Source organism: Flavobacterium oreochromis (genome assembly GCF_019565455.1).
Lineage (GTDB): Bacteria > Bacteroidota > Bacteroidia > Flavobacteriales > Flavobacteriaceae > Flavobacterium > Flavobacterium oreochromis.
This window is the reverse complement of sequence record NZ_CP067377.1, coordinates 3279942-3303793: the sequence shown is the minus strand read 5'-3', so window position 1 is coordinate 3303793 and position 23852 is coordinate 3279942. Positions and strand designations below refer to the sequence as shown.

Sequence of the window (23852 nt, the reverse complement as noted above, 5' to 3'; positions counted from 1 at the left end):
ACTTCATGTACTGTGATTTGAAATAGTAAAATTTAAGTATCTATTTTTTATCTTTCAAAATAAAGACAAAAAACAATAACTTTGCGAAAAATAATTATTAAAGATAAATGGCGAACAAAGAAGTAGGAAACGATATTTTATTAGCAAATATCATTAAAGGTATTGAAGACGTAAAAGGTAATGATATAGATATTTTAGATCTTAGAGAATTAGAAAATACAGTTTGTGATTATTTTGTTATTTGCAATGGTACCTCAAATACACAAGTAAATGCAATTGTAAATTCAGTTCAAAAAGCTGTTTCAAAAGAGCTCAAAGAAAAACCTTGGCATGTTGAAGGAACTGATAATGGAGAATGGGTATTAATGGATTATGTACACATCGTAGTTCATGTATTCCAAAAACATATTAGAGAATATTACAACATAGAAAGTCTTTGGGGAGATGCTAAAATTACATCAATCGAAAATAAATATTAATTGTTAGAGTATCTATGTCAAAAGAAAATAAGCAAAATAATTTTAAATTTAATCCTTGGTGGATATATGGCTTGATAGGAGCTGTATTTATAGGGATGTATTTATCAGGGCAGTCTCGTTGGGTTGAGCCTACTAAAACAAATGTTTCTAAATTTTATGAGTTTTTAGAAGCAGGAGATGTAGATAAAGTAGAAGTTGATAATGATCGTTTCGTTACGGTTTATTTAAAAGAAAATGCTTTATCCAAAGAAGCCCATAAAAAACTAGCTAAAGAAGATATATTAGGTAATAAAAATTTAGGTCCTCATTATTCTTTTGAAATTAGTGGGGAAGATGGAAGTTTTTCTAAAGACCTAAAAGAAGCAAAATTAGGAAAAAAAATCTCCCAATATGAATATAAAACATCAGGAGGTTGGACTGACTTTATGATTCAATTACTACCAATTTTTATTCTAATTGGATTTTGGGTTTTTATGATGCGCCGTATGTCTGGAGGAGGTTCTGGAGGAGGAGGTCAAATTTTTAATATTGGCCGTTCAAAAGCAAAACTTTTTGATGAAAAAACAGATGTAAAAGTTACATTTAAAGACGTAGCAGGATTAGAAGGAGCCAAAGAAGAAATACAAGAAATTGTAGAATTCTTAAAAAATCCTCAGAAATATACAGATTTAGGAGGTAAGATACCTAAAGGAGCTTTATTAGTAGGTCCTCCAGGTACAGGAAAAACATTATTAGCAAAAGCAGTAGCAGGTGAGGCTAAAGTGCCATTCTTTTCTCTTTCAGGATCAGATTTCGTAGAAATGTTTGTTGGAGTAGGAGCTTCTAGAGTACGTGATTTATTTAAACAAGCCAAAGAAAAATCACCAGCAATTATCTTTATTGATGAAATAGATGCTGTAGGTAGAGCTAGAGGAAAGAGTAATTTTTCAGGTTCTAATGATGAACGTGAAAATACATTAAATCAACTTTTAACAGAAATGGATGGTTTTGGAACAGATACAAGTGTAATTGTATTAGCAGCCACTAACCGTGCAGATGTGCTAGATAAAGCATTAATGCGTGCAGGACGCTTTGATAGACAGATTTATGTTGATTTACCAGATATTAGAGAACGTAAAGAAATTTTTGAAGTACATCTAAAACCTTTGAAAAAGGTAGAAGGATTAGATACTGACTTTTTGTCAAAACAAACGCCTGGATTTTCAGGAGCTGACATAGCTAATGTATGTAATGAAGCAGCCCTGATTGCAGCTAGAAATAATAAGTCAGCAGTAGATAAACAAGATTTTTTAGATGCTGTAGATCGAATTATTGGAGGATTAGAAAAGAAAAACAAAATTATTACCCCAGAAGAAAAGCGAGCAATAGCTATTCATGAAGCAGGACATGCTACAGTAAGCTGGATGCTAGAACATGCTGCACCATTAGTAAAAGTTACTATTGTGCCAAGAGGACAAAGTTTAGGGGCAGCTTGGTATTTACCTGAAGAAAGGCAAATTGTTAGACCACATCAAATGTTAGATGAAATGTGCGCAACAATGGGAGGTCGTGCTGCTGAAAAAGTAGTTTTTGATATGATTTCTACAGGTGCTTTAAGCGATTTAGAAAAAGTTACAAAACAAGCTCGTGCTATGGTTACCATATACGGATTAAATGAAGCATTAGGGAATGTAACTTATTATGATTCATCAGGTCAATCAGATTATAACTTTTCTAAACCTTATTCAGAAGAAACAGCTTTAACAATTGATAAAGAAATATCCTCTATTATTGAAAAACAATATCAACGTGCTATTCATATTCTTCAAGAAAACAAAGAAAAGTTAGAGCGTTTAGCAGATATTTTAATTGAAAAAGAAGTAATCTTTAAGGATGATTTAGAAGAAATCTTTGGAAAACGTCCTTATGACAAACCTTTACAAGAAGAAATTGTTTAAAACTTAGTTAATAAAATCTTTAAAAAACTCAATCTTATGTTAAAATTAGATTGAGTTTTTTTTAACTTTGCCTATTAAACCAAACTACTTCTATTTGTAAGTAATATATGAGTATTTTTAGGAAAATTTTTGGGTCAAGTAATGATGCTTCTCAAGAAGCTAATGAAAGTGAATATAACCCTTTTCAAGAAGTAAATGTTAATTTGCCAGTAGATGAATTGTTTACCTTAAATTTTAAAAAAATGGAGGTAAATTCTTATACTGCGAGAATTTAGCAGAACTAAACGAACAGTTTGAAAATATCTTAGAAGAGAATGATTGGTTCGAATCAGAAGCTATTTGTCTAGAATCAAAACTATTTCGGATGCTTGATTCGAATAATATAAGTTATTCTAATATTGCAAATCCTAAATTTTTATTAGCAACTTGTGAAGGACTAATTGCTGAAGATGGCTCTATTATGTTTTCTTCTAGTCAGATAAAACATAATAAAATTAATGAATTACCAGATAACATAGTGGTTATAGCAGCTACTAGTCAAATGGTTCCTGGTAAAAGTGACGGATTACGTGAGATAAAAAAACGTTACACGACCAACTATCCGACTAATATTACAACCATTAAGTATTTTGAAAAAGTCAAAGAAGAAGATTTTCTTCATTATGGAAGTTCTCCAAAAAATTTGTATTTACTTTTATTAGAAGATTTATAGCATGAACGAAACATTAGTCCGTGCATTATCAGGCATTGTATATGTTGCTTTGTTAGTGTCTGCTACTCTATATTCAGAAGAATCCTTTTTAATTCTTTTTGGACTTTTCTTATTGCAAGCAGTAAATGAATTTACCAATTTAGTTAAAATAAATAAACTATTAGCTTTTCTACTAGCTGCTGTTTCTTATCTAAACTTTACCTATTTTAATAATTATCATTTTAATAATTGGATGTTAACCATTATTAGCTTGATTGTTTTAATATTTCTTATCAATTGGTTACTTGATAATAAAATTAAAAATATAAATTACCTAAATTGGATTATTTTGATAGGTTATATTATTATACCGTTTATATTAATTACCAAATTAGGACAAATAGAAACTAAACATTATCCCCATATTATTATAGGAATTTTTATTTTGATATGGACAAATGATACTTTTGCCTATATCGTTGGGAAAAAATTTGGGAAGAAAAAATTATTTGAAAAGATTTCACCTAAAAAAACAATAGAAGGTTTTTTAGGAGGAACTATTTTTGCCATCTTGGCAAGTTTTATAATCAGTCGATATTATGTAAATTTGTTACCAGTAATATATTGGGTTTTAATTGCTCTATTTACAAGCTGTTTTGGTACAGTTGGTGATTTAGTAGAATCAAAATTCAAACGTTTAGCTGGAGTTAAAGATAGTGGAAATATTATGCCTGGTCACGGTGGAATATTAGACCGACTAGATAGTATTATTTTTACAGCCCCATTTGTTTATTTATTATTAAAAATTGTAGGATATGTTTCATAAAGAAGGAATTAAAATTATTTCAGTAGCTTCATTAATAATGATTATTAGCTTATTTTTAGCTGATAAGTTTTTAATTAATATTACATGGTTACGTTTGACTATACAAATAGTAGTCTTGTTTCTATATGTAATGATTTTACAATTTTTTCGAAATCCTAATAGAAAAATACAACCTAATGAGCATACAATTTTAGCACCTGTTGATGGTAAAGTAGTAGTGATAGAAGAGGTATATGAAGAAGAATATTTTAAGGATAAACGTTTAATGGTTTCTATATTTATGTCACCTATCAATGTACATGTTACACGTTATGCTGTATCAGGTGTAGTGAAATATAGTAAATATCACCCAGGTAAATACTTAGTAGCTTGGCATCCAAAAGCTAGTACAGAAAACGAACGAACATCTGTAGTGGTAAAAAATGAAGCTTTTGGTGAAATTATGTATCGTCAGATTGCAGGAGCCCTAGCCAAAAGAATAGTAAATTATGCTGAAGAAGGAGATGTAGCCGTTCAAGGTACAGATGCTGGATTTATAAAATTTGGTTCTCGCGTAGATTTATATTTACCTTTAGGTACTAAGGTTAATGTAAAATTAGAACAAAAAGCAATTGGAAATTTTACAGTTATTGCCCAAGCCTAAAATGTTTGATCAAGAATTAGATACGAAATTTAAAGAAGCTTTTATTAAAGTTTCTAAAATGCAACAGGATTCTCTTCCTCAAGACGTTATGCTACGTTTATATGCTTATTATAAACAAGCGAGTTATGGTTCTATGTCTAATATGAATTATAATAGTTTAGACGTACGGGATGCTTTTAAATTAAATGCTTGGATGCAAGTAAGTAATTTGTCTATTGAGGAAGCTAAAAAAAATATATAGATTTAGTAAACGAAATAGTTACAATAAATGAATAAAAAAGTTTTTTTTATCATAAACTGCCTTGTATTATCTCTTTTAAGTTGTAAAAAAGATACTTTAGTAGAAGTTGTAGACGTTCCAGCTACTCCTATAATGGCTGTTGAAAAGACAGAGACTAAACCTTCAGACTTAAAAGCTAATGAAGGAGCTTTTCAATTATATAATTTACCTTTTGAATATAAAGCTTTAGAACCTTATGTAGATTCTAATACTTTGGAGTTGCATTATTCAAAATATTTATTACCTTATGTAAATGCTTTAAATAAGGCAGTTATAGGTACAAAATATGAAGTATTAGATCTTTTAAATATATTTAAAAATTTAAATTATTCTGATGCAGATATTCGTAATTATGCAGGAGCAGTATATAATCATAATTTTTACCTAGAGTCTATTGCTCCAAAAGCAGGAGGGCAGCCTAGCGGAGAATTATTAGATGCAATTAATAGAGATTTTGGTTCTTTTGATCAATTTATACAAAATTTTTCAGATACTTCTGTAAAAATTAATGGTTCTGGTTGGACTTGGCTGCTTTCAGATAGATATGGAAAATTAAAAATTATAACAACAGCTAATAATGATGCTCCTCAAATGAAAGGATTAGGTATTAAAGGAGTTCCTTTGTTATGTTTAGATATGTGGGAGCACGCTTATTATTTAAAATTTCAAAATAGAAAAAAAGAATATGCAAATACATTCTTTAGTATTGTTAACTGGCCTAAAATAGAAGAGAGATATAATGCTTTTTCAAAATTGACTTATCCTACAACAAATCCTGTTTCTACCACAACCATAGAAGAAGAAGTTGATTTAGTTCCTTCAGAAGATAAAAAAGAAAAAGAATAATTTTTTTAATAATAAAGAGTCCAATAATAAAGAATGTATTTTAATTATTATTGGACTCTTCGCTTAAAATAATATATCTATAGAAAATATATAGAGAAGATGTATTTAATACAATATTAATAGGTTCAAAAAGTTTTTCTAGAGTATAATATTTTTGAAGAGTAAATATTAAATTTTGCATTACAAATAAAATAATGGTAATAAGTAAAAAATAGTTTTTATTACTGACTTCATTGTTTTCTAAATAATAATTAGATAGAGCAAGCCCTCCAAGTATAGACATTAAAACAGCATTAGAGATAAGCATTAAAAAATTTAGATTATAAAAATCATCAATTAAAAAAATTACATATAGATAGAAAAATAAGAATGGAAATGTAGCAATTAAAATTGGAATTATCCTTTTTTTACTTATAGTTTTATAAACTAATATAAGGCTTAACAATCGATTAATTAAGTAGGCAATTAATCCATACACTAAAAAAGATTTTACTTTATTTTGAAAAAAGAAGTTACTTATAATAACAAAAAGAATAACACCTATAAAAAGATAATTTCTCTTAGACGAACTGTATATATAGAGGATTTGTAATAAAATAAGTCTTAATAAACCAAAATATGATAATAGAGGATTTATTTTAAAGATTTCGTTTATTAAAAAGAGCAATGCAGTAGCAAAGTAAATAAAACTTACTAATCGTATTGTCTTTTTTTGACTAAATCCTCCATAAATTTATTTTAAACATTATATTACGCTGTTTATAAAAGATAATATGATTTAAGAATTATAATTTAAAAGAACTAATTCTTATTCTCAAATTTAGTAAAAAAAAAATAAAAGTATGTAGGAAAATAATGCTTAAATTTTTTATAATTTAAACAAAAAAAGCTATATATTTGAATTATTTTTTTCGAAAAAATTTTGCTAATTTCTTTTAGTTTATTTTTTCTTTCTATTTTCTTAGTTTCATTTTTAATTTTAGCTTTTCTCAATTTAGTATTAAATTTCTGAATATTTTCTTCATTTTTACGGCTCATAAATATTTCTTTTTTATTTCGTCTAAACTTAATTCAGTATATGTTAAATCATGTATTATTTTTTTTCTTAGAAGTGAAATCTCTTCATCAAAATATTTTGCCCAGTTGGTGAGATTTAAAATATTACGAGCATTTTTTAATCTTTTTTGAGTTTCTTTACTTGTTCTTAAAATAGCTAAGCCATCATAATTCTTTGTTTGTTTATGTTGATAATGTATTTCATTATGAGTTTGATCCCAATGAATATAGTATAATTTTTCAATATCATTATCCGGAAAAAAACTATCCCAAGTGGCAAAACCTACTTTGTATTTCGAAGGTTCTAATGAATTGTCTATCAGTCTCCATTTAGCATTAGCAAATCGTCCCCAATGATTAGATAATCTGTAAATTCCTTTCTGAGAGTAATAATATTCACTTCCCGATTTACTGATAAAATCAGGAGTTAAATTAGAAATTGATGAATGTGATACCTCTTGAAAGACACAAAAAGTTTTCTTTAAAGAATTTACTTTAGGGTAATATTTGGAATTTGTTTGTTTCAAAATTTTAAATAAAACTTAAAAATGATTTATGTAAACACAAAAAGGTTATTTTTGTGTTTCAAAATTAGTAAAACTATTTTATAGTTTTTTATATTATTAACAAATACATACAGATGAAAAAAATTTTAGGAATTAGTTTAGTAACTTTGGCTATTGCATGTAATGGTATAATAGGTGATGGATTTAAATTTGAAGGAGAAGTAAATGGTCTGAAAGATGGAACAAAGGTTTTTTTACAAAAACAAGATGAAAATACAGGAATGCCAGTAGCTATTGACACTGCAAAAATAGAAAAGGGTAAATTTGTTTTTGAAGGAGAAGCTAAAGAACCACAGGTGCATATGGTTTCTATTGAAAATCAACAAGGAGGATTTATATTTATTTTAGAAAAAGGAAATATAACAGCAAAAATAAATAAGGATAGTATACCTTTAGCTAAAATTGCAGGTACTTATAATAATGATGAATTAGTTAAATATAATTCTCAAATGATGGGTATTTCTAAGCGTATGATGTCATTTCAAAAAGCAAATATTGCAAAAATGCAAGAAGCTCAGAAAGCTAATGACTCAGTAACAATGAAGAAGTTAAATGCTGAATTTTCTAAATTTCAAGAAGAATTTATTGTTTCTGGAGATAAATATATTAATGAAAATCCAAAATCATTTATTTCCTTATTATTAATTCCGACACTTTTTAATACACCTAACGCAGATATAGCTAAGATAAAAAAATCGTTCGATGCTTTAGAAAAGGATATTAAAGAAACAGCTGCTGGTAAAAAGATTAAGAAACAATTAGAGGAATTTGAAAAAACAATGGTAGGAGCAAAAAAAAAAATGAAATAAAAGCTCCCAATTTTACGGCTAAAACACCTGAAGGGAAAACATTAAGTTTAAAGCAAGTTTTAGGAAAAGTGACTTTGATTGATTTTTGGGCTTCTTGGTGTGGTCCTTGCCGAAAAGAAAATCCAAATGTGGTGGCACTTTATAAAAAATGGCATCCAAAAGGATTAAATATTATAAGCGTATCTTTAGATAAAGATGTAGCGAAATGGAAAGAAGCAATTAAGAAAGATCAATTACTATGGAATCATGTGTCTAATTTGATGCAATGGGAAGATCCGATTGCTAAAATTTATCAGATAGAAAGTATTCCTTCAACGGTTCTCGTTGATGAAAAAGGGAAATATAATAGGAACTAATCTTTTTGGTAAAGATTTAGAAAACGAAATTCAAAAAATATTAGTTAAATAATCAATAAAGTTATATAATATTATATTTATAAAGTAGAAATATTTTTTTCTGAATACCCCGAAAAGTTAAATACTCTTTTGGGGTATTTTTATGAGGAACTATTCATAAAAATATTATTTATTCTCTTGATTTATTTTTTATCTTAATAAATAAAATATAAAGTTTAATTACTTTTATAAAAAACATTTTATTTGTGAAATAATAAACAGGTTACTGAAGAAAAAGACCTCTATCAAAATATTTTAATAGAATACTTTTTTCTATCAGAAATGAAACAGTGATATCCCAATCATAAGCAGATTTTCTTTGAATTATTTTTGTAATGTCTAACTACTATACTAGTCCTTTGTTAATTTTTTTGTTGTTCTGTTAATAGATTTTCAGAATGCTTAGAATGGAAGTTTTTTAGTTGTTTCTGTTTACCCGTTTCCTTATTATATTTTGAACTATTATCATATAAATTGATGAATATTAGAGAAATACCTTGATTAAATCGGCTACTTTTTGTACTTATTGATATCTGTAAAAATATTTGTTATTTTTAAAGAATTTAAATCTGTAACTCTTTTATAAAAAGATTATACTAACTAAAATTTATATATTTATTTTAGTTCTTAAATATTAAAATGAAATAGAGTACTCGTTCGAGATATTTTTTTGAATTTATTGAGGTTGTCCTAAAAGTAAAAAATCAATACACAGTTTGTTACTCTAAGGGAAGGAGGAGTCTTATAATCAGTACTATGTGATTTATCCCTTTGGTCGCAATGACAAGATTGCGGACTTTTTGGACAGTCTCCTTTATTATAGTAGACATCAGACTATTCAAAAAAATATGAAGTAGTAGTCATATGAATTGAAAAATAATTGATTATATAATTCAATTAAAAATTTATAGTTTAAAGAGAATAGGTGTCTAAAAAATATAAGTTTATTTATTTTAATAAATTTTACTTAAAAGTTAAGCTTATCTTATCATTTTATCTTAACAAAGAAGTTTTTCTTAAGATAAGGATAGAAGATGAAATGTTAATTTTTAAGACACCTATTTAGTATATTTATTTTTGTTTTGCAACTAATTGTGCTATTTCTATAATTACATCTACGGCTTTTTGCATACTTTCTACAGGAACGTATTCATATTTTCCATGAAAGTTATGACCACCAGCAAAAATATTAGGACACGGTAATCCCATATACGATAATCTTGATCCATCAGTACCACCACGTATTGGTTTAATAATAGGAGTAATGCCTAAATTTTTCATAGCTTTTTCGGCTATTTTTACTATATGCATCATTGGTTCTACTTTTTCACGCATATTATAGTACTGATCTTTTATTTCTATATCTACAATATTGTCACCAAATTGTTTTTTATATTTTGAATTGATTTTATCAGCTAGTTTTTGTGCTATTTTTTTGCGTTTTTCAAATTTTTTACGGTTATGGTCGCGAATAATTAGTTGAACGGTTGTTTCTTCTATGCTACCTTTTATATCAACTACATGGAAAAAACCTTGATAATCTTTTGTTCTTTCTGGTACTTCTTTTTTAGGTAATTTGCTAATATATTTATTAGCCAAAAGCATTGAATTGATCATTTTACCTTTTGCATAACCAGGATGAACACTTTTACCTTTAAATGTAAGTTTTACACCAGCAGCATTAAAGTTTTCATATTCTAATTCACCTATTTGACTACCGTCCATGGTATAGGCCCAGTCGCAACCAAATTTTTCTACATCAAAGAAATCAGCACCACGACCTATTTCTTCGTCAGGAGTAAATCCTACTTTTATTGTACCGTGCTTAATTTGTGGATTTTGAATTAAGTACTCCATCGCAGTCATAATTTCAGTTATACCTGCTTTGTCATCAGCACCTAATAGGGTAGTCCCATCCGTAGTAATAAGCGTTTGCCCTTTGTATAGCAATAAATCCTCAAAATAGCTAGGTGAGAGAATGATGTTTTTTTCTTGATTTAAAACAATATCTTTACCATCATAGTTAGGTACAATTTGTGGTTTTATATTAGCACCTGTAAAATCAGGTGTTGTATCAAAATGTGAAACAAAACCAATAGTAGGGACTTCTTCGTTGATATTAGAAGGTAAAGTAGCTTGAATATAGGCTTTATCGTCTATACTTACATCCTGCATTCCTATGTTTTTTAACTCTTCTACTAATTTGTTAGCTAAATCCCATTGTTTAGCAGAACTTGGTGTTGTATTAGAATTTGGGTCTGCTTCTGTATCTATTGTTACATAGCCTATAAAGCGATCTATGATATGTTGCATAAATTACGATTTTTGTTCTTTATTGAAATACACTAAATAATAATACATCTGTCTTTCTTCATCCCAACCTTTTTCTACAAATTTTTCAGCACTTTCTGGGTTTACGAAATCTAATTTTATTTGAATATTCGTATCTAATTCTATTACATTTTTCATTTTTCTACGAACATCTGTTACGGCTTGATTAGCAATTGGAAAATTAGTTAAATCTTCAATACTATATTTTTCTCCTTTATCAACTTTGTAATTTTTAAATTCAGAAATTAAATCAGGATTATCTAATACGTCATTTAAAAATGTTGATTCTTCAAAATTATCATTTTTAGCAAAATGATTTACAGCTCGGTTCATAAAAAGAACTTCTTCTTTTTTATCTTCAGCTGGTAAAACTACTTCTTTTGCAAAATCTTGACAGAATTTTAAATATTTTTTAGTCATAAAATTTTCATCTTGAAAAGCATCAACACTTAAGAAATGCTCTAACCAATAACGGGCATCATAGCGATTACTATCTACCGTTAGAATTTTATAACCTTCTTCTTTTTTGTAGTTAAAAATAAGACAACCTTTATCTAACTTTTGTAAGTTAATTCCTTGTTGCAAAATCATCTCAAGATTAGTTCCTTTTTCTTCAAATTGAAGAAAATCTGATTTTATTTCACTTTTAAAAACACCAATTGCATCTACTGGTTTATTGTCAATTGAAACGTTTGTTAGATAGGTAATGTATACTTCACCATTCTTGATATGCGGATGGTTAGACTGCTCAAAAAGATGTTTTGTTATTTTTTTTGAAAGATCGTGAATGTTAGCAGGATTTGAAAAAATTTCGGTTGCTAGATTGTACATTTCATTGTACTCTAAATCTACATCATGTGCAAACTGATAGTAATTTTCTTCTTTTTCTCTAAAAGGTTTGAAGAAGAACTCTTTTAGTAAAGGCATGATTTCATCATTTAAACCATAAGGTTGATCTGATAAAAATATAGCTTCATTTCTGCTTTTATTTCCTACACGATGAATAGATAGGTTTTCTATTTGAGTATTAAAAAGATTAATCATATTTTATAATAAACGAACAAATATTTATATAAATTATTTTTTAAATATTTGTTTTCTTAGGTTTTATGGTGTTTTTAAAATTATTTTTTAACTCTTTTAAAAAGAATTAATTCCAGTTTTCTTCAAACCCAAAATCATTAAATGAATCATCACCATCAAACACATCAAAATCTTCATCATCATAATCATCTTCAAAATCACTATAAAAATCATCTTGTTCAGAATCAAAATCTTTATCTGGTGCTGTAAGTGGTAATATTCCGTGTGAGAATAATAAATCAGGATAAGCAATACCTTGTTCAGGTTCTTCAATCGCAGCCAATTCAACAAAGAAAGTCCACATATTAAGGAAATCGTATACGTAGATTATTTTTGTGTTGTTTTTATCAAAAGTAGATGATAAGACATGATCTGCCATCGTTAACCCTTCACCTGGGTTATCGCTTGTGTCAAATAAAGGAATTTCTTGATCTTGATTCCATTGATCATCACAGGTATAAAAAGCTGCCATTTCCATACCATCAAAACCAAAAGCGTTGACAATAGCGTTATGTAAATCTTCTAAACTATCATTTTCTTCAATAGCTATATCTCTAAACACATCCTCTTCAGCATCAAGGATAACTCTGAATTTGTAAATCATAAAACGAATTATTTGCTAGGGTCAAAGGTAACTATAATTTTAGAAAACGAAATTTAGAATTGTTTTTTATTAATAATATTTTTTTATTCCTTTTTTAATATCTAATGTTTATAACCTCTTAGAATGGTTAATTTTTAAAAGAAATCATAGTAGTCGATTTATAAGGTAGTTTTAGTAAGTTATAGTTTTTTATTTTTTTATACAATAATATATAATTGTTTAGTTTGGGTTTTGTAACAAAATAATAAATTTTATATACTGTGGATTGCTATATACGATAAAATTGAAGTATTTTTGCCTAACGCATGATAAAATCTAATAGTTTTGGTTTTATTTTTTAAGTGTTAATTATTAATAATTTTATAATAAAATAACTGTATTGTTATGAGTAAAATACAATGGGAAACAGCCCTAGAATTTGAAGATATTACTTACAAGAAATGTAACGGTGTTGCTCGAATTGCCTTTAATCGTCCAGATGTTCGTAATGCTTTTAGACCCAAAACGACTTCAGAGTTATTAGTTGCTTTTAAAGATGCCCATGAAGATACATCAATAGGTGTAGTATTATTATCTGCTGAAGGACCTTCTTCTAAAGATGGTATTTGGTCTTTTTGTAGTGGAGGAGATCAGCGAGCAAGAGGACATCAAGGTTATGTAGGGGAAGATGGATATCATAGATTAAATATTTTAGAAGTACAACGTTTAATTCGTTTTATGCCAAAAGCTGTTATTGCTGTGGTTCCAGGATGGGCTGTTGGTGGAGGACACTCTTTACATGTAGTTTGTGACTTAACATTAGCAAGTAAGGAACATGCAATTTTTAAGCAAACAGATGCTGATGTTACAAGTTTCGATGGAGGGTATGGTTCTGCATATTTAGCTAAAATGGTAGGACAAAAGAAAGCGCGTGAAATTTTCTTTTTAGGTAGAAATTATTCTGCACAAGAAGCATACGAAATGGGAATGGTAAATGCTGTGATACCACATGCTGAATTAGAAGAAACAGCATATCAATGGGCTCAAGAAATATTAGAAAAATCACCTATTTCGATTAAAATGTTGAAGTTTTCAATGAATTTAACTGATGATGGTATGGTAGGGCAGCAGGTTTTTGCTGGTGAAGCCACGCGATTAGCTTATATGAGTGACGAAGCTATTGAAGGAAGAAATGCGTTTTTAGAAAAACGTAAACCTAATTTTGAAAAAAATATATTCCATAGGAATAATATTTTAAATTACTTCTAACCCTTTGTATTCATATATAGAGTTAGAGGTATTTTCATTATGATTTTTTATATTAGTCATAATGAATGCTATTAGAAAATTAGGGTTTGAAAATTATAGAGTATATAAGGAGGTTCGTATTTTTTTATTATATTTGACCTATTGCCTCCATTATTTCTACTAATATCTGATTTTATACTAATTAGTTTCTCCTAAATAATCTTAGGAACTTGTAGTTTTTCGTCGAATTTATAATTTTGACCTCATTTTAAAAGAATTATTAATTTTGTAGCCTAAATAATTTAATTGCTAATATTTTGTATATTAATTGATTAGCATTTGTTGGTTATTGTTTATTTAAAATATATGAAACACTGGATACAAGCCGCACGCCTACGAACTTTACCTTTATCGTTGTCAGGTATTTTAATAGGTAGTATGTATGCTTATAAAACAAGTAGATTTACTAATGAATTGTTTGATTGGCAAATTTTTATATTAGCTATTTTTACAACCATAGGATTTCAAGTGCTCTCTAATTTTGCAAATGATTATGGGGATGGAATTAAAGGTACTGATGCCAATAGAATAGGAGAAAAAAGATTAGTAGCAAGCGGAGAGATAACTCCTAAACAAATGAAAATAGCTGTATATGTTACTGCAATAATTAGTCTTCTATCAGCATGTCTACTTATTTATACTTCCTTTAAAGGGATGTATCTTAATTATTCTTTATTTTTTCTTGGATTAGGAGTAATTTGTGTTATAGCTGCTATAAAGTACACTGTTGGGAATTTTGCCTATGGTTACAGAGGATTAGGCGATGTTTTTGTTTTTATTTTCTTTGGATGGGTAAGTACTTTAGGAGTTAATTTTTTATTTACAAAAGATTTTAGTATCTTATTAGTTTTACCAGCATCAGCTATTGGTATGCTCAGTGCAGGAGTATTAAATTTAAATAACATGCGTGACGAAATTTTAGATCGTCGATCAGGTAAAAATACAATAGTTGTAAAAATGGGAGGTAATAATGCGAAAAAATACCATTATTTTTTGATTATTACAGCTATGTTATTAATTCTCGTGTTTGCATATTTATCTAATTTTAATTGGGAACAATATTTTTTCTTAGTGGCCTATTTCCCTTTGATAAGTCATCTTATGACTGTTTATAATTGTCCTGACAATAGAACGCTAGATCCTCAATTGAAAAAATTAGCAATAAGTACTTTTTTAATATCTTTAATATTATCACTAACATTAATTTTTAATCAATAATGAATTGTAGTTATCATCCAATTACAGAAAAAGAAATAAACGAATGGTATTGTGATTTGAAATTTCAAAGTATATTGGATCATGTATATTATGAAATTGTAAAAAATGGTAGACGTTTTAATCTTGGTGAAGAAAGTTTAAAGTCCTATGTTGAAATAATGAAAATGGCAGCTAAAAATGCCCAATCAAAAAATAATTTTGATGAAGCTCATGGTTACAACATAGCCCTTGTTCAAGGTCTTTTTAGGAAATATTTTTATTTAAAAGATTTTTCTTTTTCAAAATTAATAGACAAAAAATCTTATTTCGAGCGATATACAAAAAAATGGCAAGAAATAGTAAATCAAGAAAAAGATATACTTCTGAACGTTAATAATAAGATTTCAGGAGAAAAGAGTGGAGGTGTCTATATTCCTTATAATAAAGTAATAGAATTGCTACAAGATTATGGTAAAAAGGGAGTGTACAAAATGATTTAAATTCTTTTTTTGGTGAGTATATCACTATTTTTTTAAATAGTTTAGAATATGCTAAATCAAATAATTTAGGAATACTAGAAGCTGTAGGTATAATAAACAAAGATTTTTTAGTTTCTTCAAATGATGTAAGTGATATTGTTATAGAAAATTGTGATGCTCAAAGTTTGCAATTTGCACCTCAGAATGGTCTATCAAAACAAGAAAAACCACTTAGAAAAACAGAGTTAGACGTTCCTATTCCTAAAATAGAAAAAAAGAGTCTTTGGAAAAAGTTATTTGGATAGTTAGATTAAACCAATAAAATATATATTAAAGGCTGTTTAAAAGTTAAAAAATAAATTATTTTTTAGTAAATAGAGATTTATCTATAAGACAAAAAGTAAGTATTATTTTATTTATTTTTGACTTTTGAACAGTTTATTTTTTTAATATTTGATAGGATTCAGATGAAATTTTATTTTTATAAAGTATTTTTTATTTTAAGTTATATTACAGCATATACACAGTCTCCATCTGGTTATTGGGATAATCAAAGAGGAACTACTAAAGAAATAAATCTTTCTGCTGGTGAAAAATTAATTGTAAAAACACAAGATTTGCCTGTAGGAACAACTGAAATTGCTTACAGGATTACTTTGCTTGATGAAAATCAAAAAATGGTAAATGATCTTGCTTCTGTATTAAAAGCAATTCCTGATCCTTATTTTATAGGAAAAGGTACAGGAAGTGCTATTTCATTAGTATCATCTATTTCAGGGATAGATAAATGTACCTATGCTATATTTATAGATGAGTCGTCTAGTAATGAATTTATTAAAACAGAATCAATTCAAAAAGCTTGTTTATATCAAAAAAATCCTGTTAGTAAGGATGGCAAACTAATTTCTTTAAAATCAGCATGTCTGAATGAAAATACTAAAAACCTTTGGTTTACTTTTAAAAGCCAAAATTGGTTAATGAGTGAAAAGATAATATTAGAGGTAATCCCTTGGGTTGATAATATAGCGAGTAGAGGATGGACTAAGAATAATAAGGAAATAGCTATAGAAAATATTAAACAAATCTCTTTATCTAAAAATTTAAAAATAGATTTATCTAATACAATTGCTTTTTGTTTACTTAATAAAGTAATGGATAAATATCGTTTTCAAGATTTTTTAAACTTAAGTAAACAAGAACAAATTCTTTTTATAGAAGAAAATGATGCAATATGTTTTAAACAAGCAAATTGTATGCCTTTTTATAATAATTTAATCTGCCAACAAGCTGAAAACTTATTTAAAAGTAAAAAAGAAGAAGAGGCTATTAATTGGATTCAAAATAGATTAATTAGTACAGAATATGCTACTGCTTTAGATTATAATTTTTTAGCAGAAATGTATATGAATACAAATCAATTTGAAAAATCATTGCAAACATTACTCTTAGCAGAAGATAAAGATAAAAGCGAGTTGAAAATCAAATTAAACTTAGCGCATGTTTATATGTTTTTAGATGAAGTATCTAAGTCTAAAGAGATTCATAAAAAATATAAAACTCAAAACATTTCAGCCAAGCAAACATGGATTAATAAGGTGGTAAATGATTTAGAAAAATTTAAAGTATCTTCTTCTTTACCACAAGAAAATATAGATAAGATTTGGAGATTATATAATTAATTTTAGTATCTGTAATCCAAAAATGAAAGCTACTTATATAAATTATTTATTAGATTTTAAACGTCCTGCAGGAACTTCAAGAGGGGTATTAAATCAGAAAGAAACATGGTTTCTTATTTTAGAAGAAAATAAAAAAAAAGGAATAGGAGAGTGTGGAATACTTCGCGGATTATCAGTAGATGATCGACCTGATTATGAAGAAAAACTAAAATGGGTTTGTCAAAATATTCATCTAGGAAAAGATAAACTTTGGAATGAGCTTTTAGAATTTCCTTCAATACAATTTGGAGTTGAAATGGCTTTTAAATCATTAGAATCTACCAATTCTTTTGAGTTATTTCCTTCTAAATTTACAAAAGGAGAAGCTGCTATTCCTATTAATGGTTTAATATGGATGGGAGATGAAGCTTTTATGAAGCAACAAATAGAAGAAAAAATTAATCTAGGTTTTTATTGTATAAAAATGAAAATAGGAGCTATTGATTTTGATGCTGAATATAAATTATTAAAATTCATTCGCTCCAATTTTTCAAAGGAACAGATAGAATTACGAGTAGACGCAAATGGAGCTTTTGATCATGAAACTGTATCTGATAAATTACATAAATTAGCTCATTTGTCTATTCATAGTATAGAGCAGCCTATATCTAAAGGACAAAGAAAAGAAATGAAAGAACTATGTAGTCAATCTCAATTACCTATTGCTTTAGATGAAGAATTAATAGGAATTTTTTCATTAAGAGAAAAAGAAGCTCTTTTGTTAGAAATAAAACCTCAGTATATTATATTAAAACCTAGTTTTATAGGAGGGTTTAAAGGTACTGATGAATGGATACAATTAGCTGAAAAATATAATATAGGTTGGTGGATTACTTCCGCGTTAGAATCTAATATAGGGCTCAATGCTATTGCTCAATATACTTTTATGAAGAAAAAACTTACACCACAAGGTTTGGGTACTGGTGCTTTATATCTCAATAATATTGATTGTCCTTTAGTGGTTAGTAATGGATTTTTATCATATAATCCTTCTCAAGAATGGAGTTCTAAATTTATAAATACTTTTTTATCGTAATTATTTACTTACTGAAAGCATTCTATTAATTTAATACTCACTTTACTAAAATGATATAAGGATTTTTTAAAGAGTAAATAAAAAACTGTATCTCTTAATTTATAACTCTAATCTTAGTTAGAATATTTTTTTAAAAGCTGTAATAATTTTAAAGATTTTATAAAAAAGTTTAACCTCTTTCTAAAGGTTAAACTTTTTTATCGATAGTGTATGAAATTATATTTTTTCATGATACATGGCTTTTATAATTCCATCTGAAAGACCTATTTTAGGAACATAAATTTTATTTGCTTTACTCCATTTCATTGCATTTAAATAAATTCTAAGGGCATGAATGATAACATCTGCTCGGTCTGTATTTAATCCTAGTTCTGCAATTCTTTCTTCGTAAGATAATGAGGAAAGATATTGATATTGTGTATTTAAATAAATATAGGATAAAGGTTTGTCTTGTTGTTTACCAGATAGTTTAAATATTTTATTGATATTACCTCCAGAGCCAATTAAGGTAATTTCTTCATAAGGTTCTGTAACACATTTTATCCATTTTTCAATTTCTTCCCATACAACATTATTTACCATTTCATTTAGTAGTCGTACAGTTCCATTTTTAAATGATTTAGAAGCCATCATTCTTCCTTCACTAAATAATGAAAATTCAGTACTTCCTCCTCCTACATCCACATATAGATAGGTTTGTTCTGTTTTTATAAAAGAGTGTAAATCAGAAGCTGCTATTATGGCTGCTTCTTTTTTTCCATCAATAATATCAATTTTTACTTCAGCTTTCTTTTTATTAATTCTACGACCTCTTTTGCGTTATAAGCTTCTCTCATGGCTGAAGTTGCACAGGCCTTATATTTTTCTACTTTATAGACTCCCATTAGTAATTTATAGGCTTTCATAGCATCTATCATTCGATTAATATTTTCCTGAGTAATTTCTCCTACAGTAAAAGCATCTTGTCCTAATCGGATAGGTACTCTAAATAGAGCACTTTTGTTAAATTGAGTTTCTTTTCCTTTTTGCTCTACTATGTTCATAATTAGTAACCTGACAGCGTTAGATCCTATATCTATTGCTGCATATTTTTTTATATTAATCATTTGAATTGATTTAAATTATTTCTTCTATAACTTCTATTTTATTTCGATAATATTGATAGGTTTCTAATTGTGCTCTGAAAACAGGATTATTTCCTCTTAGTCGATATTTATTATCTAATTTTTCTGAGTGAAAACGGGCTTTAACATTGCCTTTCCAGCCTATATCAAAAGTATTTATTAATTCTTCTTTTATATCTTCATCATAAATAGGGCATGATACTTCTACTCGGGCATCTAAATTTCTAGTCATAAAATCAGCGGATGAGATAAAGACATCAGGATTATTTTCGTTACAAAAAATGTAAACTCTAGAATGTTCTAAATAAGCATCAACTATAGAAATAGCTTCTATATTTTCACTCATTCCTTTTATACCAGGAATTAATGAACAAATACCTCTAATGATTAATTGTATTTTTACACCTGCTCTGCTAGCATCGTATAATTTATCTATCATTTTATAATCAGATAAACTATTCATTTTGAGTTTTATATAAGCGGGTTTTCCTAATGAAGCATTAAGTATTTCACGATCAATTAATTTACAAAATTTTGATCGGGTATAATGAGGTGAAAGAATTAAGTGTTTATAACGATGTACTTTATAATTAATTTGAAAGAATTCAAAGACTTTAACCATGTCTTTTAAAATTTTTGATGTGCCGTAAATAAGGTAACATCTGTATATATTTTAGCACTAGACTCGTTAAAATTACCTGTAGAGATAATTCCATAGCGTTTTAATTTTCCTCTTTCATCAATTCTTTCAACATAGCATATTTTACTGTGTACTTTTAAACCTTTTACTCCAAAAATTAATTCTATACCTTCTGTTTGCATTATTTCTGCATAGGAAATGTTACTAGCTTCATCAAATCGAGCTTGAAGTTCTATTTGAACGATGACTTTTTTTCCATTTTTAGCAGCATTAATCAAGGAGCTTACTATTTGTGAGTTTTTTGCTAAGCGGTATAAGGTAATTTTAATTGTTGTAACATAAGGATCTAATGCAGCTTCTCTAAGAAATTTTATTATATAAGAAAAAGACTGATAAGGAGCATTTATTAAGTAATCTTTGTGTTCAATTTTTTTTAAAAAGCTACCTTCTATGCTTAATCCTTTTACAGATAAAGGAACGTTTGATTTATATAATAGATCAAATCGACCTAAATTAGGAAAATCCATATAATCACGACGATTATGGTATCGTCCACCCGAATTAAGCTGTCTTTTGAATTTATCCCCATTTTTTGTAAGAAAAATTTAAGGGTATCTTTATCAATCGTCTGGTCGTATACAAAGCGTACAGGTTCTCCTATTCGTCTGTCTTTGACTCCTAATGAAATTTTTTCTAAAAAACTTTTATTTAAATCAGTATCAAGTTCTAATTCTGCATCACGAGTAATTTTAATCATATGAGCAGTTATGCTATCGTAATCAAAAATGGTAAATATTTGATGAATATTATAGCGTATTACATCATCTAGCATGATGATATATTGTTTGTCATTATTTGAAGGTAAAACGACAAAACGATTAATAGTTTTAGGAATTTCAATTACGGCATATCGAACATCTTTTTTGAATTTTATTTTTTCCAAAATAGAAGACTCTTCTTTTGGTTTCATGACCATTTTTATTGCTAAGTATCCTGATGTGTCTTTTAATAAAGGAAATTCATCTAAATCATTTAATATGATAGTTACTAATTCAGGGCTTACTTTTTGAATAAAAAAGTCTCTAATAAAATTTTGTTGCTCTTTGTTTATTTCAGTTTCATTAATGATAAAAATACCTTCTTTTCCTAGTTCTTTTTCAATAATGCTTAATATTCTAAGACTTTCAGATTGTTGTTCTATAACTGTATCTGTAATGTCTTTGATTAATTGTTGTAATGATATTCCTCCTAAAATTTCTTCATTTGTTTTTCCTTCTAAAGCAAGTCTTCTAATGGCGGCATATCGAACGCGGAAGAATTCGTCTAAATTATTTGAAAAAATTCCTAAGAACCGTAAACGATCTAATAAAGGTACTTTTTCATCACCTGCTTCTTGTAATACTCTAAAGTTAAATGCTAACCAGCTTTTTTCACGGTCTATATATCTATTTTCATTATTTGGCATATATATACTTTATTTCTTTTGCTACTATTGATGATTTAATGTTTAGTTTTATTTAATTTAGAATTGTTTGAGAATACAATAAGAAATAAAAAATTAACTAAAACATTTTATATAATACCATCAAATTTATTGACAAAATTTGTAATGGCATCATGATCTTTAAAAAGAATTAATTGTTTAACAATATTTTTACATTAATTTTATATTAAAATTAAAAAATAAGTATTCTAAAGGATAAAATACGATTGTTTTTAATTCTTTAATTTGCTGATATTTAGTTTTTTATATAAAATAAGTAAGTCGCGTTATGTAAAAAGATAAAGTGTATAACATATTGTGTTTTTATCAAACATTAATCTTTTAATGTTTAAATATAAGTTATAATCTAGTGTAAAAAACTCTTTTTGTATTAAGGAATTGATATGAAGTGATTGGGGTGTAATAAAAAAGTTATACTATTTAAAGTTACGTTGTCTTTTTGCTTCAAAAATTAGGATAGCGGCTGCAACGGATACATTCATACTATCTATGGCTCCTTGCATAGGTATTATTATGTTTTGAGTAGCTTCCGTTCTCCATTTTTCACTTAATCCTGTAGCTTCAGTACCTACTATAAGGGCAGTTGGTTTTGTATAATCTTGTATGTGATAATGTGTTGAATTTTGAAGGGTAGCTGCATAAAAATTAATATGGTTAGTTTTTAGAAATTCTATAATTTCATTAGTCGTACCTGTAGCAATTTGATTTGTAAAAAGACATCCTACGCTAGATCTTACAATATTAGGGTTGTAAAGATCACTTTTAGGATTAGCAATAATTACAGCATCTAAATTAGCTGCATCTGCTGTACGAAGTATGGCTCCAATATTTCCTGGTTTTTCAGGAGCTTCTGCAACTAGTATTAAAGGATTATTAGGTAGTTTTAAATCTTCTAATTTAAATGATTTTGTTTTGGCAACAGCAAGAATTCCTTCAGTAGTATCACGATAGGCTAATTTGTGATATACTTCTTTTGATATTTCAATAATTTGATTGTATTCAAATTCAGAGCTATTAAATTTGGGTATTATTTCAGTACATGTTAAAATGGTATCTATTTGATAACCACCTTTTTTAGCTAATTCTATTTCACGTATTCCTTCAATTAAAAAACTTCCTGTTCTCTTTCTTTCTTTTGCTTTTTCTTGTAGTAAGTTTAATGACTTGATATAAGAATTTTGAATTGAGCTAATTTGTTTCATTGTATTTTAAATAAAAACCAAAATTATCTAAAAAAACTGAGATGTTAAAATTTGTATTGGCATATTAAAATGTGTACTTTCGATTTTAATTTTTAAAATTTAAGTTTGTTTACAATCGTATTATATAATTCTAATTACTATACTATTTGGAATCGATTTATTGAAACATCCGAAAATGCTACTTTTTTATTTCATCGTGATTATATGGAATATCATCAAGAGCGTTTTGAAGATTTTTCATTAATGATTTTCGATCATAAAACATTAGTAGGAGTCTTGCCAGCTAATAGGATAGATGAAGTATTATACTCTCATCAAGGATTAACCTATGGAGGTTTTTATTTTTCATCAAAATTAACTTTGGATAAAATAGAAATAATTCTTCAAGATATTTTTCATTTTTTAAATGAAAACAACATAAAGGAAATTATATTAAAACAAATTCCAAATTTATATCTACAATACCACCAAGGAATAGATTTTCTTTTATTTAATCGTTATAAGTCTTTATTAGTTAAACGAGAAATGAACTTAATGATTAATTATAGAACATTATTTTCAATTTCAAAGAGTAAAATGAAGCGCTTTAATAAATTAGATAAATTAGGGTTAGAAATAAGAAAAGAAACCAGTTTAATGCCTTTTTGGACTAATGTTTTAACACCTAGACTAATGGAACGTTATAAAACAAAACCAGTTCATTCCTTATTAGAAATTCAGAAATTGCGAGATTTATTTCCTTCTAATATTGTACAATATTCTGTTTATTTTGAAAATAAAATTATAGCTGGAATTACACTTTTTATATCAGAAAGAGGAATAAAATCACAATATGGAGCTACTACTGTATTAGGGGAGAAATACCGAGCACTTGATTTTTTATTTATCAAATTAATTCAAAAGTATAAAGATTCATTTCATTTTTTTGATATGGGAACAGTTAGTAATAGTAGTTCTTTAGGGTATAATATAGGTTTACTACAACAAAAAAAGGAATTAGGCTGTTCAATTTATAATTTAGATACATATAAAATTGAAATTGGAAATACAGTTAATTAAATTCAAAAAATGATTGTATAATAGAAATTAAAATTTTATGAACTATATAGAACCTAATCC

Annotated in this window: 20 protein-coding genes and 3 pseudogenes; 15 read left to right on the top strand and 8 right to left on the bottom strand. The window is 27.4% G+C overall.

Annotated features, from left to right (window positions below; all coding sequences use genetic code 11):
• Positions 1-107 precede the first annotated feature (107 nt).
• From rsfS to JJC03_RS15870, 7 genes and pseudogenes are all read left to right on the top strand, one after another.
• On the top strand, positions 108-479 hold the full coding sequence (gene rsfS, locus JJC03_RS15900; RefSeq protein ID WP_014164525.1) for a ribosome silencing factor: 372 nt from the start codon (positions 108-110) through the stop codon (positions 477-479).
• A 14-nt stretch (positions 480-493) separates the two neighbouring features.
• The gene (ftsH, locus tag JJC03_RS15895) at positions 494-2416 is read left to right on the top strand and encodes an ATP-dependent zinc metalloprotease FtsH (RefSeq protein WP_088401063.1); all 1923 of its coding nucleotides are present in this window, start codon (positions 494-496) and stop codon (positions 2414-2416) included.
• Between the two features lie 107 nt (positions 2417-2523).
• Positions 2524-3128: pseudogene (locus JJC03_RS15890) on the top strand (LUD domain-containing protein).
• Between the two features lies 1 nt (position 3129).
• On the top strand, positions 3130-3933 hold the full coding sequence (locus JJC03_RS15885; protein ID WP_088401059.1) for a phosphatidate cytidylyltransferase: 804 nt from the start codon (positions 3130-3132) through the stop codon (positions 3931-3933).
• Positions 3923-4576 (top strand): phosphatidylserine decarboxylase family protein, encoded by a 654-nt coding sequence (locus tag JJC03_RS15880; protein WP_088401057.1) that lies wholly within the window; start codon positions 3923-3925, stop codon positions 4574-4576. Before JJC03_RS15885 ends, JJC03_RS15880 begins: the two co-directional genes overlap by 11 nt.
• Position 4577: 1 nt before the next feature.
• Positions 4578-4817, top strand: coding sequence for an acyl-CoA-binding protein (locus tag JJC03_RS15875; protein WP_309597692.1), 240 nt, complete (start codon positions 4578-4580; stop codon positions 4815-4817).
• Positions 4818-4844: 27 nt separating this feature from the next.
• Positions 4845-5702: a superoxide dismutase gene (locus tag JJC03_RS15870; RefSeq protein WP_235873668.1), complete on the top strand. Its 858-nt coding sequence runs from the start codon at positions 4845-4847 to the stop codon at positions 5700-5702.
• Positions 5703-5742: 40 nt separating this feature from the next.
• On the opposite strand, the gene JJC03_RS15865 is transcribed toward JJC03_RS15870, so the two are convergent.
• Together JJC03_RS15865 and JJC03_RS15860 are read right to left on the bottom strand one after the other, a co-directional pair.
• Complete coding sequence (locus JJC03_RS15865; RefSeq protein ID WP_235873667.1) at positions 5743-6180, bottom strand: hypothetical protein; 438 nt, start codon at positions 6178-6180, stop codon at positions 5743-5745.
• 556 nt (positions 6181-6736) lie between these two features.
• Positions 6737-7285 carry a hypothetical protein gene (locus JJC03_RS15860; RefSeq protein WP_235873666.1) on the bottom strand — a complete coding sequence of 183 codons (549 nt, stop codon included), beginning with the start codon at positions 7283-7285 and terminating at the stop codon, positions 6737-6739.
• Between the two features lie 113 nt (positions 7286-7398).
• Between JJC03_RS15860 and JJC03_RS15855 the strand changes: the two genes are divergently transcribed.
• Positions 7399-8133 carry a DUF4369 domain-containing protein gene (locus JJC03_RS15855; RefSeq protein ID WP_088398823.1) on the top strand — a complete coding sequence of 245 codons (735 nt, stop codon included), beginning with the start codon at positions 7399-7401 and terminating at the stop codon, positions 8131-8133.
• Positions 8130-8489, top strand: coding sequence for a peroxiredoxin family protein (locus tag JJC03_RS15850; RefSeq protein WP_235874398.1), 360 nt, complete (start codon positions 8130-8132; stop codon positions 8487-8489). The genes JJC03_RS15855 and JJC03_RS15850 overlap by 4 nt, the downstream gene beginning before the upstream one ends.
• A gap of 1110 nt (positions 8490-9599) precedes the next feature.
• Here JJC03_RS15850 and pepT read toward each other — a convergent pair.
• The 3 genes from pepT to JJC03_RS15835 form a co-directional block, all read right to left on the bottom strand.
• On the bottom strand, positions 9600-10841 hold the full coding sequence (gene pepT / locus JJC03_RS15845; RefSeq protein ID WP_088398825.1) for a peptidase T: 1242 nt from the start codon (positions 10839-10841) through the stop codon (positions 9600-9602).
• A 3-nt stretch (positions 10842-10844) separates the two neighbouring features.
• A complete protein-coding gene (locus JJC03_RS15840; RefSeq protein WP_088398826.1) occupies positions 10845-11903 on the bottom strand; it encodes a nucleoid-associated protein in 1059 nt (352 codons plus the stop codon).
• Between the two features lie 106 nt (positions 11904-12009).
• Positions 12010-12546: an IS1096 element passenger TnpR family protein gene (locus JJC03_RS15835; protein ID WP_088398827.1), complete on the bottom strand. Its 537-nt coding sequence runs from the start codon at positions 12544-12546 to the stop codon at positions 12010-12012.
• Positions 12547-12930: 384 nt separating this feature from the next.
• On the opposite strand from JJC03_RS15835, the gene JJC03_RS15830 reads away from it, so the two are divergent.
• From JJC03_RS15830 to JJC03_RS15810, 5 genes are all read left to right on the top strand, one after another.
• Positions 12931-13794 (top strand): 1,4-dihydroxy-2-naphthoyl-CoA synthase, encoded by an 864-nt coding sequence (locus tag JJC03_RS15830; protein WP_235873665.1) that lies wholly within the window; start codon positions 12931-12933, stop codon positions 13792-13794.
• A 345-nt stretch (positions 13795-14139) separates the two neighbouring features.
• The gene (gene menA / locus JJC03_RS15825; RefSeq protein ID WP_088398829.1) at positions 14140-15051 is read left to right on the top strand and encodes a 1,4-dihydroxy-2-naphthoate octaprenyltransferase; all 912 of its coding nucleotides are present in this window, start codon (positions 14140-14142) and stop codon (positions 15049-15051) included.
• Positions 15051-15530, top strand: a complete 480-nt coding sequence (locus JJC03_RS15820) for a hypothetical protein (protein ID WP_235873664.1) — start codon at positions 15051-15053, stop codon at positions 15528-15530. The genes menA and JJC03_RS15820 overlap by 1 nt, the downstream gene beginning before the upstream one ends.
• A gap of 446 nt (positions 15531-15976) precedes the next feature.
• Positions 15977-17188 carry a tetratricopeptide repeat protein gene (locus JJC03_RS15815; RefSeq protein ID WP_235873663.1) on the top strand — a complete coding sequence of 404 codons (1212 nt, stop codon included), beginning with the start codon at positions 15977-15979 and terminating at the stop codon, positions 17186-17188.
• Between the two features lie 22 nt (positions 17189-17210).
• Positions 17211-18263, top strand: a complete 1053-nt coding sequence (locus tag JJC03_RS15810) for an o-succinylbenzoate synthase (RefSeq protein ID WP_235873662.1) — start codon at positions 17211-17213, stop codon at positions 18261-18263.
• A gap of 216 nt (positions 18264-18479) precedes the next feature.
• Here the strand turns inward: JJC03_RS15810 and JJC03_RS15805 are convergent.
• The 3 genes and pseudogenes from JJC03_RS15805 to JJC03_RS15795 all read right to left on the bottom strand — a co-directional run bounded on the left by JJC03_RS15805 (position 18480) and on the right by JJC03_RS15795 (position 22733).
• Positions 18480-19369 (bottom strand): annotated as a pseudogene (locus JJC03_RS15805) (Ppx/GppA phosphatase family protein).
• Between the two features lie 10 nt (positions 19370-19379).
• A pseudogene (gene ppk1, locus JJC03_RS15800) lies at positions 19380-21492 on the bottom strand (polyphosphate kinase 1).
• Positions 21493-21947: 455 nt separating this feature from the next.
• A complete protein-coding gene (locus JJC03_RS15795; RefSeq protein WP_088398834.1) occupies positions 21948-22733 on the bottom strand; it encodes a TrmH family RNA methyltransferase in 786 nt (261 codons plus the stop codon).
• A gap of 105 nt (positions 22734-22838) precedes the next feature.
• Between JJC03_RS15795 and JJC03_RS15790 the strand changes: the two genes are divergently transcribed.
• A complete protein-coding gene (locus JJC03_RS15790) occupies positions 22839-23792 on the top strand; it encodes a FemAB family protein (RefSeq protein ID WP_088398835.1) in 954 nt (317 codons plus the stop codon).
• Positions 23793-23852: the final 60 nt, after the last annotated feature.